Origin of the sequence: Massilia putida, from assembly GCF_001941825.1 — a bacterium.
Taxonomy (GTDB): domain Bacteria; phylum Pseudomonadota; class Gammaproteobacteria; order Burkholderiales; family Burkholderiaceae_D; genus Telluria; species Telluria putida.
In genome coordinates, this window is sequence record NZ_CP019037.1 from 195,765 (window position 1) to 211,616 (window position 15,852).

Sequence of the window (15,852 nt, forward strand, 5' to 3'; positions counted from 1 at the left end):
CAACAACCCAACACAGGTTCATCATGAGTCACATCGAAAAAGCCAGGCAAATGGCGCCCGAATACACCACCATCCGCCAGTGGATCCACCGCCATCCGGAACTCGGATTCGAAGAACAGGAAACCAGCACGCTGGTCGCCGCCAAGCTGCGCGAACTGGGGTACGACGTGACCGAGGGCGTCGGCGGCACGGGCGTCGTCGCCACCCTCAAGCGCGGCAACTCGACGCGCAGCATCGGCCTGCGCGCCGACATGGACGCGTTACCCATCCGGGAAGCCCCGGGGCGTGCCTACTGCAGCGTCCATGACGGCAAGATGCACGCCTGCGGCCATGACGGCCATACGGCAACCTTGCTGTGCGGTGCGGATTACATCGCCAGGCATGCTGATTTCGACGGCACCGTGCACCTGATCTTCCAGCCGGCGGAGGAAACCCTGGATGGCGCCCGCAAGATGATCGAAGACGGCTTGTTCGAGCGCTTCCCGTGCGATACCGTTTATGCGATGCACAATGCGCCCGGGTTGCCGGTCGGCCAGGCGGTCTGCCTGGAAGGGCCCATCACCGCGTCGTCGGATCGCGCCACCGTGCGCATCCGCGGCAAGGGCGGCCACGGCGCCATGCCGCATCTGACCCGGGATCCGGTCCTGGCCGCGGCAGCCCTCGTGATGTCCCTGCAGTCCATCGTCGCACGCAACGTGTCGCCCGACGAGACGGCCGTCATCAGCGTGGGTGCCATCCACACGGGCGAGACCTTCAACGTGATTCCCGACGAAGCCGTCGTCAAACTCAATACACGTGCCTGCACGCCCGAGGTACGCAACCAGCTCGAAGAGCGGATCAACGGGGTCGTGGCGGGCGTGTGCGCCACCTATGAGGTGTCGTTCGAGATCGAATTCGAACACTGCATCGGGGTATTGGTCAATCATCCCGAGCCGACGGCGGTCTCGAGGAAAGTGCTGACCAAGCTGCTCGGCGAGCAGAACGTTATTACCGTCAAGCGCAAGGGCGGTCTCGGCAGCGAAGACTTCGCCACCATGGCCGAAGCGCGGCCGGGCTGCTATATCGCACTTGGCAACGGCGTCGGCACCTTCGGCGGGTGTTCGGTGCACAACCCCGGCTACGATTTCAACGACGAGATCATCCCGATCGGCGCCGGTTTCTGGGGCGCGCTTGTCGAGACTGTGCTCGCGCCGGCATAACGATACCCACGAGGAGATATCGACATGAGCACCCCCCACACCGGCCACCGCCGGATCACGATACTGCTGCTGATGTGCGTGGTCGTCATCAGTGCCTGCGACAAGCTGATCTTTTCATTCGCGGGGCCGGCGATCATCCGCGATCTCGCATTGACGCCAGTGCAGTTCGGATTCGCTGGCAGCGCATTCTTCTTCCTGTACTCGGTGTCCGGCATCGCGCTGGGCTTTCTCGCGAACCGGGTCAAGACCAGATGGATCCTGGTAGGCATGTCGGCGGTGTGGGCGACCTCGCAGTTCATCGTCAACTTCGCGTCCGGCTTTGCTTCGCTGGTGGTCAGCCGCCTGCTGCTGGGCATCGGCACCGGTCCGGCCACCGCGATCACCCAGCACGCCGGGTTCAAATGGGTCGCGCCGGGCGAACGGGTGAGGATCTCGTCGCTCCTCCAGATCAGCTTGGCCATCGGCGGGCTCTTGTCCGGCGCGGTGCTGCCGCTGGCCATCCTGAAATATGGCTGGCGACAGTCGTATGTCGCCCTTGGCGTCCTGAGCCTCGTCTGGATCGCGCTGTGGCTGGTCTTCGGCCGCGAAGGCCAGGTCGACGACCGCGCGCACGGCGCAGCAGGCAAGTCGGCCACGTACCGGCAGCTCCTGCTGAACCGAACCTTCATCACCGTGTCCCTCCTGGGCTTCATCGGGTACATGCCCAACGTGCTCGGATTCAGCTGGCTGGCCGTCTATCTGCAGCAGGGCGTGGGGCTTGCGCCGGGCACGATGGCCATCTACCTCACGACCCTGACGCTGGCCGTGATCGTACTGAGCTACATCGCGTCCTGGCTGGCGGAACGTGCGCTCAAGGCAGGGACATCGTTCCGGAAAGCGATGGTTGTCCCGCCGATGCTGGGGTGCGCGGTGGGCGCCGCCGCCTATTTTTCCATGCACCTGGCGCACCGCGACATGCGCGCCGTGCTGGCCCTGTATTTCATCGGTTCCCTGGCAATCAACCTGCTGCCGGTATTCGGCTACGCCATCGTGGCGCACATCGCGGCGCCGGAGAAGCGTGGGGCCATGCTCGCGATTCACAACGGCGTGGTGACCAGCGCAGGCATCGTCGCCCCGGCTGCGATTGGACTGCTCATCGCACGCTCGGGTGGCGACGTCAGCGCGGGCATGGAACTGTTCTTTGCCGTGTTTGGGATCGTTGCCTTTATCGGCAGCCTGATTGGGCTCGCGTGGATCCAGCCTGACGGCGCGGAAGCAAAGGAAAAGGTGTATGGCCGTCAGCGTATTTGATTTGTCCAAGGTCGGCATCGGGCCCTCGAGTTCACGCACGGTCTTCGCGGAACACCCAATGGCCCGAACTGTACCGGCATCATCCCGGCCGTGCTGCGCGACGATGACCGCCCCGTCCCGGGCGCGACCGATGACGGCATCGTCGACTTCCTTCTGACGGCCGGCGCCGTCGGTATGCTCTACAGCTGGGCGCCAGATTGGGCCAGGTCGGGAACGCGGCGGAGATGGGCATGGAACACCACCTGGGCCTGACCTGCGACCCCTTGGGCGGGCTCGTGCAGACGTCGCGTGGCGGCCTGGCCGTCAATATCGTCGAGTGTTGACACATCTTCGCGACCGCCCGGTGCGGCCGCATCAGGTTCTACTATCGCGGCTCGACGCCGCCATCGTATCGGGAGAGACTGTCCGCCAGGCGGAACAGCGCCGAAGGAGCAACCGCCCCGGAAACTCTCAGGCAAAAGGACCGGTACCGATGCTGAACACTCTGAAGAGCTGCCCGGCCGACGTCGCCGGGTACACCGCAGGAGCAAGTGCAGGCCTTTACAACGGCCCGCGTGAATCTCTCAGGTCCAAAACAGAGGGGGTGTCACTGCGCAGGTGCGCAATGATCGACCTTTGACGATCGGGAGTTATCCTCATGAGAACCATCACCATCATCGGCGGCGGCATCACCGGTGTCACCACTGCCTATGCGCTCGCGAAGCGCGGCTACGCCGTCACCCTGCTGGAACGGCACCCCTATGCAGCGATGGAAACATCGTACGCCAACGGCGGCCAGTTGTCCGCTTCGAATGCGGAAGTCTGGAACCACACCTCCACCGTGCTCAAGGGATTGAAGTGGATGCTGAAGAACGATGCGCCGCTGCTCGTCAATCCCAAACCGAGCTGGCACAAGCTGTCGTGGTTCGCCGAATTCGTCGCCGCCATGCCGCGCTACCGCGACAACACGATCGTCACCGCCAGGCTGGCGGTCGCCGCGCGCGAGCACCTGTTCCGATGGGCTGCGGACGAACGCATCGACTTCGACCACAAGCGCGAAGGCATCCTGCACATCTATCGCGACCGCGCCGGATTCGACCACGCCTGGCAGGTATCGAAGCTGCTGGCACAAGGCGGACTGCCGCGGCGCGCCGTCACGCCGCCTGAAATGCGTGCGATCGAGCCCACGCTGGCCGGCACGTACTACGGTGGCTTTTACACCGAGAGCGATAGTACCGGCGACATCCACAAGTTTACCTTCGGTCTCGCGTCAGCCGCCCAGCGCCTCGGCGTGAAGATGCGATTCGGGTGCAGGGTGATCGATCTCGCTGCCACCGCGCATGGTGCCGAGGTCGATGTGCTGCAAGATGGTGCCAACGATAAGGTGCTCTGCGATGCGGTGGTGATCTGCGCCGGGACGGCGAGTCGCGACCTGGCCGCCCGCGTGGGCGACCGTGTCAATGTGTATCCGGTAAAGGGCTATTCGATTACGGTCAACCTTACGGATGACGCCAGCCGGGCCGCTGCTCCCAATGTCAGTCTGCTCGACGATGCCACCAAGCTGGTGACAAGCCGGCTTGGCGTGGGGCGCTTTCGTGTTGCCGGGACGGCCGAGTTCAATGGTTTTAATCGCGATATCCGAGCCGACCGCATTGCGCCGCTGATTGACTGGGTAAGGCAATGCTTCCCCGGCGTGAGCACACGCAGCGTCGTACCATGGGCCGGATTGCGGCCAATGATGCCTGACCTGATGCCGCGCGTCGGCCGCGGCAAGCGTCCGTCGGTCCTCTACAATACCGGGCATGGGCATCTAGGTTGGACACTGTCGGCAGCGACCGCGGAGATGACGGCCGACCTCATGGCAGGCATGTTGCCGACCTGATGCGGTCGGACGAGAAAAGGATATTAATCATATATATGTTTATTGACAGCGTGCGACCCGTCTGGATACACTTCGGGATCGCTCATCCAGACGGAGACATTCATGAATGCACTGCTTCACCCGGCCAGCCAGACAACTGACGCAGACCGCGCGCTGCTACGCGATAGTCTGCGCAATATGCTGGCCGAGCATTGGCCGGCCGACCGCGCACTGGACCACGCCGCCGATCCGGCGGCTGTCGCGGCGATCACGCTGCGGCTCGGATCGCTCGGCGTGCTCGCGCTGGGCGGCGAGCAAGGTTATGGCGGCTTGCGCGAAGTACTGGTTGCGATGGAAGAACTGGGGCGCGCGGCCTGTCCGGCGCCCGTCACGGCCGCCGTGGTTGCCAACATGCTGCTGGGGCGTGGCGCCGACGCTGAAGTCGATGCCCTGCTGGACGCTGTGGAAGCCGGCAAAGCCAGGCTGGGCCTGGCGCTGGGCGCCGACGATGGCGACGCACGTGCCGGTCGCGCCGTGCTGCGCGACGCAAGCCTGCAAGGCGAGCTGGCCTTCGCGGAAGGCGCGGCCGGGGCCACGCACCTGCTGGTCCGAGCCGAACGTGCCGACGGGACACCGGTGATCGCGATCGTCGAGGCCGACGCGGCCGGGGTTACCGTGGTATCGACACCCGGCCTGTCAGTCCCACCGCTCGCGCAGCTGCACTTCGACAACGCGCCCGCAACAGTTGTGGAGGTGACTTCCGCGGCGTTGGATGAGGCGGGTCTCGTCGTGCGTTTGAGCCTGCTGGCCCGTGCATTGGGCGCAGCAGGCAGGGGGTTCGATCTGGTCCTGCAACACGCACGCGAGCGCAAGCAGTTCGGTCAACCGATCGGCCGCTTCCAGGCGGTACAGCACAAGCTGGCGGATTGCCTGACCCGGCTGGATGGCGCGCGGCTGACACTGGACAATGCGGCCGCCAGCCGCGACCGCGGCGGCAGCGATTGGCGCTATTACGCATCCGCTGCGCTGGCGTTTTCCGGTCCGGCGCTGCGCCAGGTATCGCTGGAGACGCATCATGTCTTTGCCGCGATCGGATATGCCGAGGAACACGAAGCGCCGCGCCATTTCCGCCGGACGCATGGGGATCTCGTGCGTTGCGGCGGCGTGCAACGCGCACGTGCGGAGCTGGCGCAATGGCTCCTCCGTGACGGCACGCCGTTGCCCGAATACGATCTGGGCGAGGTCGGCAATGCTTTCCGGCAGGAGGTACGGGCGTGGATCGCAGACAACTGGACCACGGACCGCAAGCTCGTGCAGCAAGAGCTGCCGCCCGAGAAGCGTGGCTACGACCCGGAGTACGCGCGGCGCCTGGGCGAGCAGGGCTGGAATACGCTGAGCTGGCCCAAGGAGTACGGCGGACAGGCCCGCACGCCGTTCGAGCAACTGGCGTTCATCGAGGAATGCCAGCTGGCGGGTGCCCCGAACAGCCGTGGCGGTATCCAGGCCCATGCGCTGATGACCTATGGCACGCAACAGCAGAAGGACGAATTCCTGCCGCGTATCGCGCGCGGCGAGATCACATTCTGCCTTGGCTACAGCGAGCCGGAAGCGGGTTCCGACCTGGTGGCGCTGAAGACCACCGCCGTGCGCGATGGCGACGAATGGGTCATCAACGGCCAGAAGTTGTGGACCACCGGTGCCGAGTATGCCGATTACATGTGGCTGGCCGCGCGCACCGATCCGGATGCGAAACCGAAGCATGCCGGAATCAGCGTGTTCATCGTGCCCATGAATACACCCGGCATCACGATCCGACCGTCGATGGCCATGTATGGGCATACGTTCTGCACCGAGTTCCTCGACAACGTCCGGGTTCCGGCCACCGCCCTGGTCGGCGAAGTCAACCAGGGCTGGGCGATCCTGACCGCGGCACTGGCGACCGAGCGTATCGTGATGGGCGGCTTCGTCGCGGCGGCGCGTGCCGCCTTCGAGCAGGTCGTCGCGGCGCTGCGTGCGGCGGGTACGATCGATCCGGTTGCGGCCGACCGGATCGGCACGCTGGCCGCGGAAATCGAAGCGGCGCGCCAACTGCTGACGCGCAGCGTCGCGATGGCCGAGCAAGGCCAGGTCGCGACCTGGGAAGCGGCGATGAGCAAGGTGTTCAGCGGCGAGTTGATGCAGCGCCTGGGTGAAGCCGCGCTGGATATGCTCGGCACGGGAGCGACGCTCAGCCAGGGCGCGCTCGGCGCCATCACGGATGGGCGCCTGGAGCATATGCTGCGCCATTCGATCATGATCGTGGTCGGCGGCGGCACCAATGAAATCCAGCGCACCCTGATCGCGCAGCGAGGGCTCGATCTTCCCCGCTGAGGGCGAAGCGCATCAGCGAACACTTCTATTCCTCCATTTGCCGCCAAGCCTCTTCGGGACCTGGCGGCTTTTTTTTGGCCCGCCGTCAGTGCGACGAAACCGACGCGCCGAGGCAATCGGGTTTGCAGGATGGACGCAGAGCGGCGCGGCGACTGTGCGGACGTACCGTGGGCTTGGTTGGGTGTTGCGGACAGCGCGTATCCAGGATGCAGCAGGGAAGGGAAGACTGTTGCGTTCGATGGGCGAAACTGCCCGGAGGGGCCGGAGGGCGGCCCGGGCGGGCTTGCTGCAGGGTTACGCGGCGCCAGCGCGGTCCAGGCGGAACAGGCGCGCTGCGTTGCCGCCGACAATCGCGGCTTTTTCTTCCTCGCTGATGTCGATGCCGTCGAACAGCTTGCCCAGCACGTCACGCGAATTCGGGAAGGTGCCTTCCATATGCGGATAGTCGGACGCCCAGAGCAACGCCTGCGTGCCGGTGACGTGGCGCGCCATGATCCCCGCGCGGTCGAACTGGAAGGAGCAGGCGATCTGGTCACGGATGATCTGGCTCGGCGCACGTTTGAGCTTCGGGCGCACATAGAAATCGTGGGCGCGCGCCACTTCATCCATGCGCTCGCCGAGGGCGCCCAGCCACGAGGCGCCTGACTCGATCGCGACCACCTTCGCTTCGGGGTTGCGGTCCAGCACGCCTCCGGCGATCAGCAGGCTGAACGTGTCCATCGCGTCGCTGATCTGGCGCGTATAGTTGAAGATGGCGGCACCCGGACCACGCTCGACGACGACGTCAGCCAGACCGGTACCCGTATGATAGATCAGGGGAATGCGCGCGGCCGCAGCGAAGGCGAAGATCGGATCCCATTCCTCGCTGTTATAGCGCGGCACGTCCTTCGGTGTCACGACGGGCAGCATCGCGGCGGTGTAGCCCAGCGCGGCGATGCGCTTGAACTCGTTGAGTGTTTCCGACAGCTTGCCCACAGGCAGTACGGCGGTCGGCACGAATGCGTCGCGGTGGCCTTCCACGTGGGCAATGCACCAGTCGTTGTAGATCTGGGCGGTGGCCAGTTCGATTTCCCAGTCGGGGATGTTGTACAGCATCAGGGCGAGATTGGGGAACAGGACTTCAGCGTCGATGCCGTCGAGTTCCATGTCCTTGCGGCGCAATACCAGGTCGTTCGAACCGTGGCGCGGCGAACCGGAGAAGCCGTCGCCCAGCTGGAGCTTCAGAAGGACGGTGTCGCCCATCTTGACCATGAAGGTCTTCTCCTGCTTGTCCGTACGCAGCGCCAGGTGGTGCATCGACGCAGGCAGTTTCTCGAGATAGATCTTGGCGGGCTCGCTGATGTGGGAATCGGCGCTGAATACAAAACGTGACATGAGGGTCTCCTGTTGGTGTCATCCCCGGATGTGAGGTTGCCGGAATATTCTCACATACCTATAAATGAATGTAAAGATATATATGATTATGCGCGGGCGGCGGCACAGCGGCCGGCTGCCGCCACGCCGCTCAGCGCACCTCGTACGTGCGAGGCTGCTTCGCCAATTCGGCCACGTCGGCCTGTTCCGGCAGGTTGTATCCCAGCTGGCAGTACTTGAGCGCATTCGAGATCGCCGTCGTGCGCGGCAGGTCGAGCGATTCCCAGATCGCCCGCACCGTGCCCTGGATGACGGCGGTGGGTTTGGTGGCGATCTTGGCGGCCAGGGTGTGGGCCCGCTCCCAGAGGGTATCCAGCGACGTGACTTCGCTCACCAGGCCGATACGCAGCGCGGTCGCCGCGCTGATGCGTTCGTCGTTGCCGAGCAGGGCGATGCGCAATACTTCCTGCAGCGGGAGCCGGCGCGCGAGGCCGATCGGTTCGACGGCGCAGACCATCCCGTAGGAAACGTGCGGATCGAAGAATTGCGCATCGTCGGAACAGATGACGATGTCGCTTTCGTTGAGCCAGTAGAATGCCCCGGCACAGCACAGGCCGTGCACCGCCGTCACCACGGGTTTCCAGAGCCGGTTCGCCTTGGGGCCGAGGCTCTCGCCGGGGTCGGACTGGTCCCAGACGTTCTCGGAACCGGTAATGATGGCAGGCGTGTTCAGTTTGACGTCGGCACCGGTCGAGAATGCCTTGCCGGGCGCTGCCCGCAGGACGACCGCGTGGACGGCCGGGTCCTCTTTGATGCGTTGCCAGACATGTTCGAATTCGCGCCGCATTTCCACCGTAAAGGAGTTGAATGCCTTGGGTCGGTTGATGGTAACGGTGGCGACGCGGTCGGGCGTCACCTCGTACAGGATCGTGTTGTAGTCCATCTGGTATCTCCAGGATGCTTTTTCGATTCGGTGGGCGCCGGCCTAGCGGCCAGCCCACCTTGGTGCGCGTTTTTCCAGGAACGCCCGCGGTCCTTCTTTGGCGTCTTCGCTATGGACGATGCGCTGAGCCCACTCGTCATTGATCTGCCACATGGCGTCCTCGCCCGGGCTGGCCGCGGCGCGCACGATGTCCAGCGACGCCTTGACCGACAACGGCGCGTTCTTGACGATGTCGGCGGCGAGCCGCAGCGCTTCCGCCAATACCTCCTCGTCGTCGACGACGCGATTGAGCAGGCCGAGGTCGTACGCCCGGCCCGCCGAGATCGCGTTGCCGGTCACCAGGATCTCGTTGGCCAGGGCACGCGGCAGCAGCTGCGCGATACGAAATGCGCCACCGGCAGCCGCGAGCACGCCGATCTTCGCTTCCGGCAGCGCGAACTGGGCGCTCTGCCCAGCCACGGCAAGATCGCAGGCGAGCACCAGTTCGAAGCCGCCGCCGTAAGCCTTGCCGCGCACCGCTGCGATCCAGGGCTTGGCGCGGCGCGCCTTGACGAAACCTGCGAAGCCGCCACCCTCGGTCGAGAGGCCGGACGCGCCGGCGCGGCCGGTCGTCACGGCCTTCAGGTCGGCGCCGGCGCAGAACACCCCGGTGCCGCTGCCGGTCAGGATGGCGACGCGGATCCGCTCGTCTGCGTCGATCTGTTCGCGAATACGATGCAGCGCCTGCGCGACTTCCGGGTTGATGGCGTTGCGCGCTTGAGGCCGGTTAAGCGTGACCACGGCGATGTGCTCGCCAACCTGCTCGTACAGCACGCTGTCTTCAGATGTCATGGTCGACCCGATGTTGACTTCGTTGTTCATGCCTGCTCCCAATAAGTGTAGCCATCCTCGCGCGTGCGCGCCTGCCCGGCCAGGCCGACGGCCTCGTGCGAGGGCGAGACCAGCGCGGCCAGCGCGGCAGCATCGGTCACACGCGCCAGGTGGCGCTTGCCGCCGGTGGTGCGGCCGATGACGATGCCGCGTTCCGGCGTGCCGTCACGGCCATATTTGACGGTGTAGGTCTCGATCCGCGAGGGGCCGTTGTAAGCGGTCTCCACGGCAGGCACGCCGCGCACCATGGTGTCCAGTTCGTCCTGCAGGTCGAGGTTGCGCACCGAGACGAGTTCCGGGGCGGGGCGGTCGGCCAGCACCAGCGCATGGTGCTTGGTGACATATTCGCCGTTACCGTACAACAGGCCGGTCCGGCCCTGGCCGCTGCGCAGCGCGCGTACCATGGCACAGATGGCGTGGCCCATGTAGTTGTTGACCGGGGCACCGAAGAAGACGAGACCGCCGGTCACCGACAACGGCCGGTCCGCCGGCACGCCCAGTACCCGCCGTGCCAGCTTGGGCACGCAAGGGAAGCAGCTGTACAGTTCCAGCAAGTCGATGTCGCGCGCGTCCAGGCTGTTGACGTGTAGCGTGCGCCGCAGGACCGCTTCCATGGCCGGTGCCTCGGTGAACCTGACGCGACCGAGGATGTCGCGCGGTTCCGCGCCACCGGCGCCGCCCCACACGAATACGACCTGGCTGTCCGGTATGCCCAGCCGGCGCGCATGCGCCAGGCTGGTGACCACTACGGCCGAGGCCTGGTTCACCATCGGATTCGCGACCATCCACTTGGTGTAGGGGTGGCCCACCATGCGGTTGGCCGGAGACGGCGTCGCCACTTCCGCGGCGTCGCGCGCTTGCGGCAGCCAGGCGTAGGGATTGGAAGCGGCGGCCTGGGCCATGAGCGCACCGATCTGCCCGGATTCGGCCTGCGCCTCGGCGTAGCTCTGCTGCCAGTGCGCGCGCAGAGCGTTGTCGTAGAACGGGTAGACGTCGACCGGCGCGAACAGTTCGTATTTCAGTAATTCCGGATGGAAGAAGTCTGGCCGGCGCACGCCCTGTGCGGCCGGCGGCTGCGGTGTCCAGGGTGGCGCCTGCTTCAGCTTGCCCGCGTTCGCCAGCGAGGCCGTCGCTTCGACGCCGCAGACCAGGCCCGCGACCAGTTCGCCCGCCGCAATGCGCTGGGCGAGGTCGCCCAGCAGCTTCGTCGGCATGTTGCCGCCCACCGGACTCTGTCTCGCGTGGGCGGCATGCAGTCCCGCGGCGTCTGCGGCGCTGCGTGCCAGGTCCTCGTAACGCCAACCCATCTGATTGACGAGCTCGAGTGCGCCGATGCTGTCGGCCAGCGCCGCGCCGGGAGGCGCACCGCTGTCCTGCAGGGCGATCCGGATCGCTTCGGCGACGAGGGCCAAAGGCTCGCGGCCGATCTGCTCAGGCTGCACCCGTTCCGTCACCTCGCCGATGCCGATGATGACGGGCACACGTTCCGCACGGCTGTCGTCGATGGCGGCAAGGTGCGTCGTCATGCCTGGCTCCATACGCACAGGCCATCCAGCGCCTCGACGCGATCGCCGTCGACCAGCAGCGGGTTGATCTCGAGCGAGAGCAGATCCGGACCCAGAGCGAGCGCGGCGTCGCCGATGCGCGCCACCGCCTGCGCGACCGCATCCAGGTCCGCCGGCTTGCTGCCGCGGAACCCCTGTAGCAGCCTGGCGCCGCGCAGGCTGCCCAGCATGTCCTTGACGTCGGCGGGCGTGACCGGCAGCGGACGCACCGCCGTGTCGGCCATGACTTCGACCCAGACCCCGCCCAGGCCCACGGCCAGTACCGGACCCCAGTGCGGATCGCGCGCGGTACCGACGAACAGTTCGACGCCGCTCGACCGCATTGGCGAGACGATGATGCCGTCGATGGCGGCTTGCGGACAGTGCTGTCGCACCGAAGCGTCGATGGCGTTCCAGGCCGCCGTCACCGCGTCGTCGCCTTCCACGTTCAACTTCACGCCGCCGACCTCGGTCTTGTGCTGGATGTCGGCCGACAGGATCTTCAGGGCCAGCTTGCCGCCAATGTCGCGCGCGAATGCCACCGCTTCGGCGGCGCTGCGCGACACCTTGGCGGGGATCACGGGCACGTCGCGCGATGCGAGGAAGTCCAGGACTTCGCGTTCCGTGCCGGGGCGGACGGCCGATGCCGGCGCGGATTCGGCCGGATGCGCGGTTGCCGTCGTTTCCGGGTTGGCCACCCGGGCCGACCATTGCACGAGGCCGGCAATTGCGCGTACCGTCAGCTGGGTGCCGAACCCCAGGCCCGGTAACCCGGCCTCCTTGACGATACCGGTCATCACAGCGCCCACCGGTTGCGAGGTCGGCAGTACGACGATGCCGGGCTTGCCGCAGGCGGCAAAGCCGCGCCCCATCGCCATCACGGTCTCGCGCAACCCCGCCAGTTCCTTTTCTGTCGCCGGCATGAAATTGATGATCGCCACCATGCCGACCTTGGGGTCGCTGGCCACGACCGGCAGTGTTTTTTCCCAGATCTCGGGAGCACGAAACACGGCGCCGGTGATGTCCAGCGGGTTCAGGCTGGAGGCAAATTCCGGCAGCACTTCCTTGAGCCGTGCCTGGGTTTGCGGCGTGAACTGTTCCAGAACGACGCCAGCGGCCTGCGCCTGGTCGGCGAACATGCCGCATGCGCCGCCCGAGATCGACACTACGCCGATGCCCGGCTGGGCCAGGGGAGGCATGCGCGACATCAGGTCGCAAGTCGCCACCAGCTCTTCGATCGACTCGACGCGGATCACGCCGAACTGCCGGCACACGGCATCGAACACCTTGTCGTCGCCGACCAGCGATCCGGTATGCGCCTGGGCGATCGCCGCGCTGATGTCGCTCTTGCCGACCTTCTGGATGACGATGGGCTTGCGCGCCGCCAGCGCACGCCGCGCGGCGGCGCGAAACGCCTGCGGATCGCGGATCGATTCGGCGAACACGCCGATCACACGGGTCGCGGGGTCGTCCACCAGATAGTCCATCACGTCCGTCAGTCCCAACTGGGCCTCGTTGCCGGTCGCGGCGACGAAGCTCAGGCCGACGCCTTGCTGGTGCGCGAATTTGCACACCTCGGCGACCACCGCGCCGCTCTGCGACAGCAGGGCGACGCTGCCGTCGAGCACCGGGAGCCGGGTCGGGATCGAGGTCGCCATGGTGCGCTTCGAAATATTCGCGAAGCCCAGGGAATTCGGGCCCATGAAGGTGATGCCCCGCTCCTCGGCGTAGGCCAGGAGCCTGTCCTGGATCTCGACGCCGGCGTCACCGGTTTCGGCGAAGCCCGAGGTCAGGATGGAGACGTGCTTGATTCCGGCGTCGGCGGCGTCGGCCAGCGCATCGAGCGTGACCTCGGCCGGCACCATCAGGTACGCGAAGTCGACCGGTTCGCCGATGTCCTTGCACGACTTGAAGCCAGGATAGCCGTGCGCGTCGTTGCCGTTGCGGTTGACCGCGAATACCTTGCCGGCATAGCCGTAGTCGCGGAAACGCCCGGCAACGCCGATCGACCAGGACGAGCGCTCGGAGGCGCCTACCATGGCAATGCTGCGGGGATTGAAAAATGCCGCCAGGTCGCGCTTGCGCCCGGACGAATGGGAAGTCGTCACCGTTATCTCCTCAGTTGCGCTGTCCAAAATTATTCAGTTGTGTCTAATTATCTTAATGATTAATATTAATATGCGCAAGTAACGGTTGCAGTCCGGCCGTCCGACGCGATACCTCTGGCAACGATATGGACCGGAGGACCCACACTCAAACAGACTCGACTGGAATCAGAACGAGGAGACATCATGCGGACCCAGGTTTGTGAAATGCTGGGCATTGACCTGCCCCTTTTTGCTTTTTCCCACTGCCGCGACGTTGTCGTCGCGGTGTCGCGTGCCGGCGGCATGGGCGTGCTCGGGGCAGCGGGGTTCACCGCCGAGCAATTGGAGGTCGAACTGAACTGGATCGATGAGCATATTGGCGGGAAGCCTTACGGCATCGACATCCTGATGCCGAATAACTACGAAAAGGTGGCGCCCGCCAAAAAGCTCGATCTCGAGTCGATTCTCCCCAAGGCCCACTTCGACTTCGTCCGTGGCATTTGCGACTATGCGGGTATTGCCCCGCTGCCGGAAACGGAAGCCAAGAGGATTGTTGGGTCCAAGGTGGCGCAGATCCAGATGACGCCTGCCGAGAGTGAGATGTTGGTGGACGTCGCGTTTCGCCACGCAAACGTCAAATTGCTGGTGAACGCCCTTGGTGCGCCACCCAGGCACCTCGTCGAGCGCGCGCACGCCAACGGCATCAAGGTCGGGTCGATAGTGGGCAAGCTGGGGCATGTGGCTGCGCAGAAGGAAGCGGGCGTCGACCTGCTGATCGCACAGGGCATGGAGGCGGGCGGCCATACCGGCAGTGTCACGTCGATGGTGCTGTGGCCGCAGGTGGTGGATGCATTCGCGCCGGGACCCGTACTGGCCGCGGGCGGCATCGGACGGGGGCGCCAGATGGCGGCGGCGCTGGCGTTGGGGGCGTCCGGCGTGTGGTGCGGTTCGATCTGGCTGGGAACGACCGGCAGCGAAGTCACGCCGGAGATCAAGGAGCGCCTGTTTGCCGCCGGCTCCGAGGACGCCGTCCAGAGCAGGAGTATCTCGGGCAAGCCCTGTCGCGTCTTGAAGAGCAAATTCACGGAGGCATGGGAGCAACCGGACGCTCCGGAGCCGCTACCGATGCCGTTCCAGTCGATCCTGGTCGCGGAAGCGAAACTGCGTATCGACCGTGACCGCGAGGCCGCGCGCGAGTTCGCGACCTACCCGGTTGGACAGATTGTTGGCGACATGCACGAAGAACAAAGTGTACGCACAATTGTGTACGACATGCTGACCGAATTCGTCGAAGCGACCGAGCGCCTGCATGCGCTTCTGACGACATGATCAGGGCCGCCGTGCGTTGGCCCTCCATTCGAGTCGGCAAAAGCGTAAACTGAACGCGCGGCAATGATTATAATGATTGCAAAGTTTTCGCCAAAATGTTATATAGGGCGAAACTCCTAATCCGTGTCACAGAAAGATATCCAATGAGTACTACGACCGCTGCAAAAGCAGCGAAACCGATTGCCGCAGCCCAGCCGGTCGACAAGCCTGCCGTCGCCGCTGTTGCCAAGAAAACGCTGCACATTCCCAAAGCTTCGGAAATCGTGGCGCACAACATCCGCAAGCAGATTGTCCGGGGAGAGTTGAACGAAGGCGACCTGCTGCCCTCCGAGTCGCGTTTGATGGAAGAGTTCGGGGTCTCCCGTCCTACCATCCGGGAAGCTTTCCGTATCCTCGAAACCGAAAAGCTGGTATCGGTCGCGCGCGGCGCACGTGGCGGCGCCGTCGTCCACGAGCCGGATGCGAACCTGATTTCGTACTATCTTCTGCTGGTGCTGCAGTCGGAAGAGACGACCATCGACGAGGTCTATCTGGCCCGGAACTTCTTCGAGCCCAGCGTGGTTCGCCAACTGGCCGGCCGTGCCACCTCGGCGGACATCGAGACGCTGCGTGCACGTCTGGACGACGAGCACGCAGCGCTCAGCGATCCGCAGGCTTTCGCGACCGCACTCGTCGCGTTCCACAGCACCCTCGTCGAGTTGTCGAACAACCGTCCGCTGATACACCTGGTGCGTGCGCTCAACGAGGTCGTCAAGCGTTACCAGACGATGGTAGTGACGCAGAGGCGCCAGCAAAAAGACAAGGCGGGGAACCTCGAGTTCGCGGCCAAGGGCCTGAAATCGCACAAGAAGATGATCGACCTCATCGAGGCGCATGATTCCGACGGGGCCGCCGCTCACTGGCGTGCCCATAGCGAAATGGCCTACAAAACATGGTTGACCGGTTTCGAAGGCATGAAGATCCTCGAACTGTTCCCGGACTGAACCGGTCGATCCGGCCCAGCCCGACGGGGCCTGCACGATGCCGT

At 65.0% G+C, this 15,852-nt stretch carries 11 protein-coding genes, 1 pseudogene and 1 riboswitch; of the genes and pseudogenes, 7 read left to right on the top strand and 5 right to left on the bottom strand.

The window, feature by feature from the left end:
* Positions 1-23 precede the first annotated feature (23 nt).
* From BVG12_RS01265 to BVG12_RS01285, 5 genes and pseudogenes are all read left to right on the top strand, one after another.
* The gene (locus BVG12_RS01265; protein ID WP_075790808.1) at positions 24-1,199 is read left to right on the top strand and encodes a M20 aminoacylase family protein; all 1,176 of its coding nucleotides are present in this window, start codon (positions 24-26) and stop codon (positions 1,197-1,199) included.
* 24 nt (positions 1,200-1,223) lie between these two features.
* Positions 1,224-2,489 (top strand): MFS transporter, encoded by a 1,266-nt coding sequence (locus BVG12_RS01270; RefSeq protein ID WP_075790809.1) that lies wholly within the window; start codon positions 1,224-1,226, stop codon positions 2,487-2,489.
* A gap of 75 nt (positions 2,490-2,564) precedes the next feature.
* Positions 2,565-2,812, top strand: a pseudogene (locus BVG12_RS34910) (L-serine ammonia-lyase, iron-sulfur-dependent, subunit alpha); the annotation flags it as partial.
* Positions 2,813-2,871: 59 nt separating this feature from the next.
* A riboswitch (glycine riboswitch) is annotated at positions 2,872-2,965 on the top strand.
* Between the two features lie 161 nt (positions 2,966-3,126).
* On the top strand, positions 3,127-4,350 hold the full coding sequence (locus BVG12_RS01280) for a D-amino acid dehydrogenase (protein ID WP_075790810.1): 1,224 nt from the start codon (positions 3,127-3,129) through the stop codon (positions 4,348-4,350).
* A gap of 102 nt (positions 4,351-4,452) precedes the next feature.
* A complete protein-coding gene (locus BVG12_RS01285; protein ID WP_075790811.1) occupies positions 4,453-6,699 on the top strand; it encodes an acyl-CoA dehydrogenase family protein in 2,247 nt (748 codons plus the stop codon).
* 294 nt (positions 6,700-6,993) lie between these two features.
* On the opposite strand, the gene BVG12_RS01290 is transcribed toward BVG12_RS01285, so the two are convergent.
* From BVG12_RS01290 to BVG12_RS01310, 5 genes are all read right to left on the bottom strand, one after another.
* Positions 6,994-8,073, bottom strand: a complete 1,080-nt coding sequence (locus tag BVG12_RS01290) for an amidohydrolase family protein (RefSeq protein ID WP_075790812.1) — start codon at positions 8,071-8,073, stop codon at positions 6,994-6,996.
* Positions 8,074-8,203: 130 nt separating this feature from the next.
* The gene (locus BVG12_RS01295) at positions 8,204-8,995 is read right to left on the bottom strand and encodes an enoyl-CoA hydratase/isomerase family protein (protein ID WP_075790813.1); all 792 of its coding nucleotides are present in this window, start codon (positions 8,993-8,995) and stop codon (positions 8,204-8,206) included.
* A 42-nt stretch (positions 8,996-9,037) separates the two neighbouring features.
* Positions 9,038-9,856 (bottom strand): enoyl-CoA hydratase-related protein, encoded by an 819-nt coding sequence (locus tag BVG12_RS01300; protein ID WP_229503634.1) that lies wholly within the window; start codon positions 9,854-9,856, stop codon positions 9,038-9,040.
* The gene (locus BVG12_RS01305) at positions 9,853-11,391 is read right to left on the bottom strand and encodes an acetyl-CoA acetyltransferase (protein ID WP_075790814.1); all 1,539 of its coding nucleotides are present in this window, start codon (positions 11,389-11,391) and stop codon (positions 9,853-9,855) included. The genes BVG12_RS01300 and BVG12_RS01305 overlap by 4 nt, the downstream gene beginning before the upstream one ends.
* Complete coding sequence (locus BVG12_RS01310) at positions 11,388-13,517, bottom strand: acetate--CoA ligase family protein (protein ID WP_075790815.1); 2,130 nt, start codon at positions 13,515-13,517, stop codon at positions 11,388-11,390. Before BVG12_RS01310 ends, BVG12_RS01305 begins: the two co-directional genes overlap by 4 nt.
* 183 nt (positions 13,518-13,700) lie before the next feature.
* Here BVG12_RS01310 and BVG12_RS01315 point away from each other — a divergent pair, with 183 nt between their 5' ends.
* Both BVG12_RS01315 and BVG12_RS01320 read left to right on the top strand, forming a co-directional pair.
* Entirely contained in the window at positions 13,701-14,825 is a 1,125-nt protein-coding gene (locus tag BVG12_RS01315; RefSeq protein WP_075790816.1) for an NAD(P)H-dependent flavin oxidoreductase, read from the top strand.
* A gap of 143 nt (positions 14,826-14,968) precedes the next feature.
* On the top strand, positions 14,969-15,808 hold the full coding sequence (locus BVG12_RS01320; protein ID WP_083684338.1) for a FadR/GntR family transcriptional regulator: 840 nt from the start codon (positions 14,969-14,971) through the stop codon (positions 15,806-15,808).
* Positions 15,809-15,852: the final 44 nt, after the last annotated feature.

Bases quoted from the DNA above. Each gene is read 5' to 3' on its own strand.
- BVG12_RS01265 (WP_075790808.1), top strand. From the start codon at position 24: ATGAGTCACATCGAAAAAGCCAGGCAAATGGCGCCCGAATACACCACC.
- BVG12_RS01270 (WP_075790809.1), top strand. From the start codon at position 1,224: ATGAGCACCCCCCACACCGGCCACCGCCGGATCACGATACTGCTGCTG.
- BVG12_RS01280 (WP_075790810.1), top strand. From the start codon at position 3,127: ATGAGAACCATCACCATCATCGGCGGCGGCATCACCGGTGTCACCACT.
- BVG12_RS01285 (WP_075790811.1), top strand. From the start codon at position 4,453: ATGAATGCACTGCTTCACCCGGCCAGCCAGACAACTGACGCAGACCGC.
- BVG12_RS01290 (WP_075790812.1), bottom strand. From the start codon at position 8,073: ATGTCACGTTTTGTATTCAGCGCCGATTCCCACATCAGCGAGCCCGCC.
- BVG12_RS01295 (WP_075790813.1), bottom strand. From the start codon at position 8,995: ATGGACTACAACACGATCCTGTACGAGGTGACGCCCGACCGCGTCGCC.
- BVG12_RS01300 (WP_229503634.1), bottom strand. From the start codon at position 9,856: ATGAACAACGAAGTCAACATCGGGTCGACCATGACATCTGAAGACAGC.
- BVG12_RS01305 (WP_075790814.1), bottom strand. From the start codon at position 11,391: ATGACGACGCACCTTGCCGCCATCGACGACAGCCGTGCGGAACGTGTG.
- BVG12_RS01315 (WP_075790816.1), top strand. From the start codon at position 13,701: ATGCGGACCCAGGTTTGTGAAATGCTGGGCATTGACCTGCCCCTTTTT.
- BVG12_RS01320 (WP_083684338.1), top strand. From the start codon at position 14,969: ATGAGTACTACGACCGCTGCAAAAGCAGCGAAACCGATTGCCGCAGCC.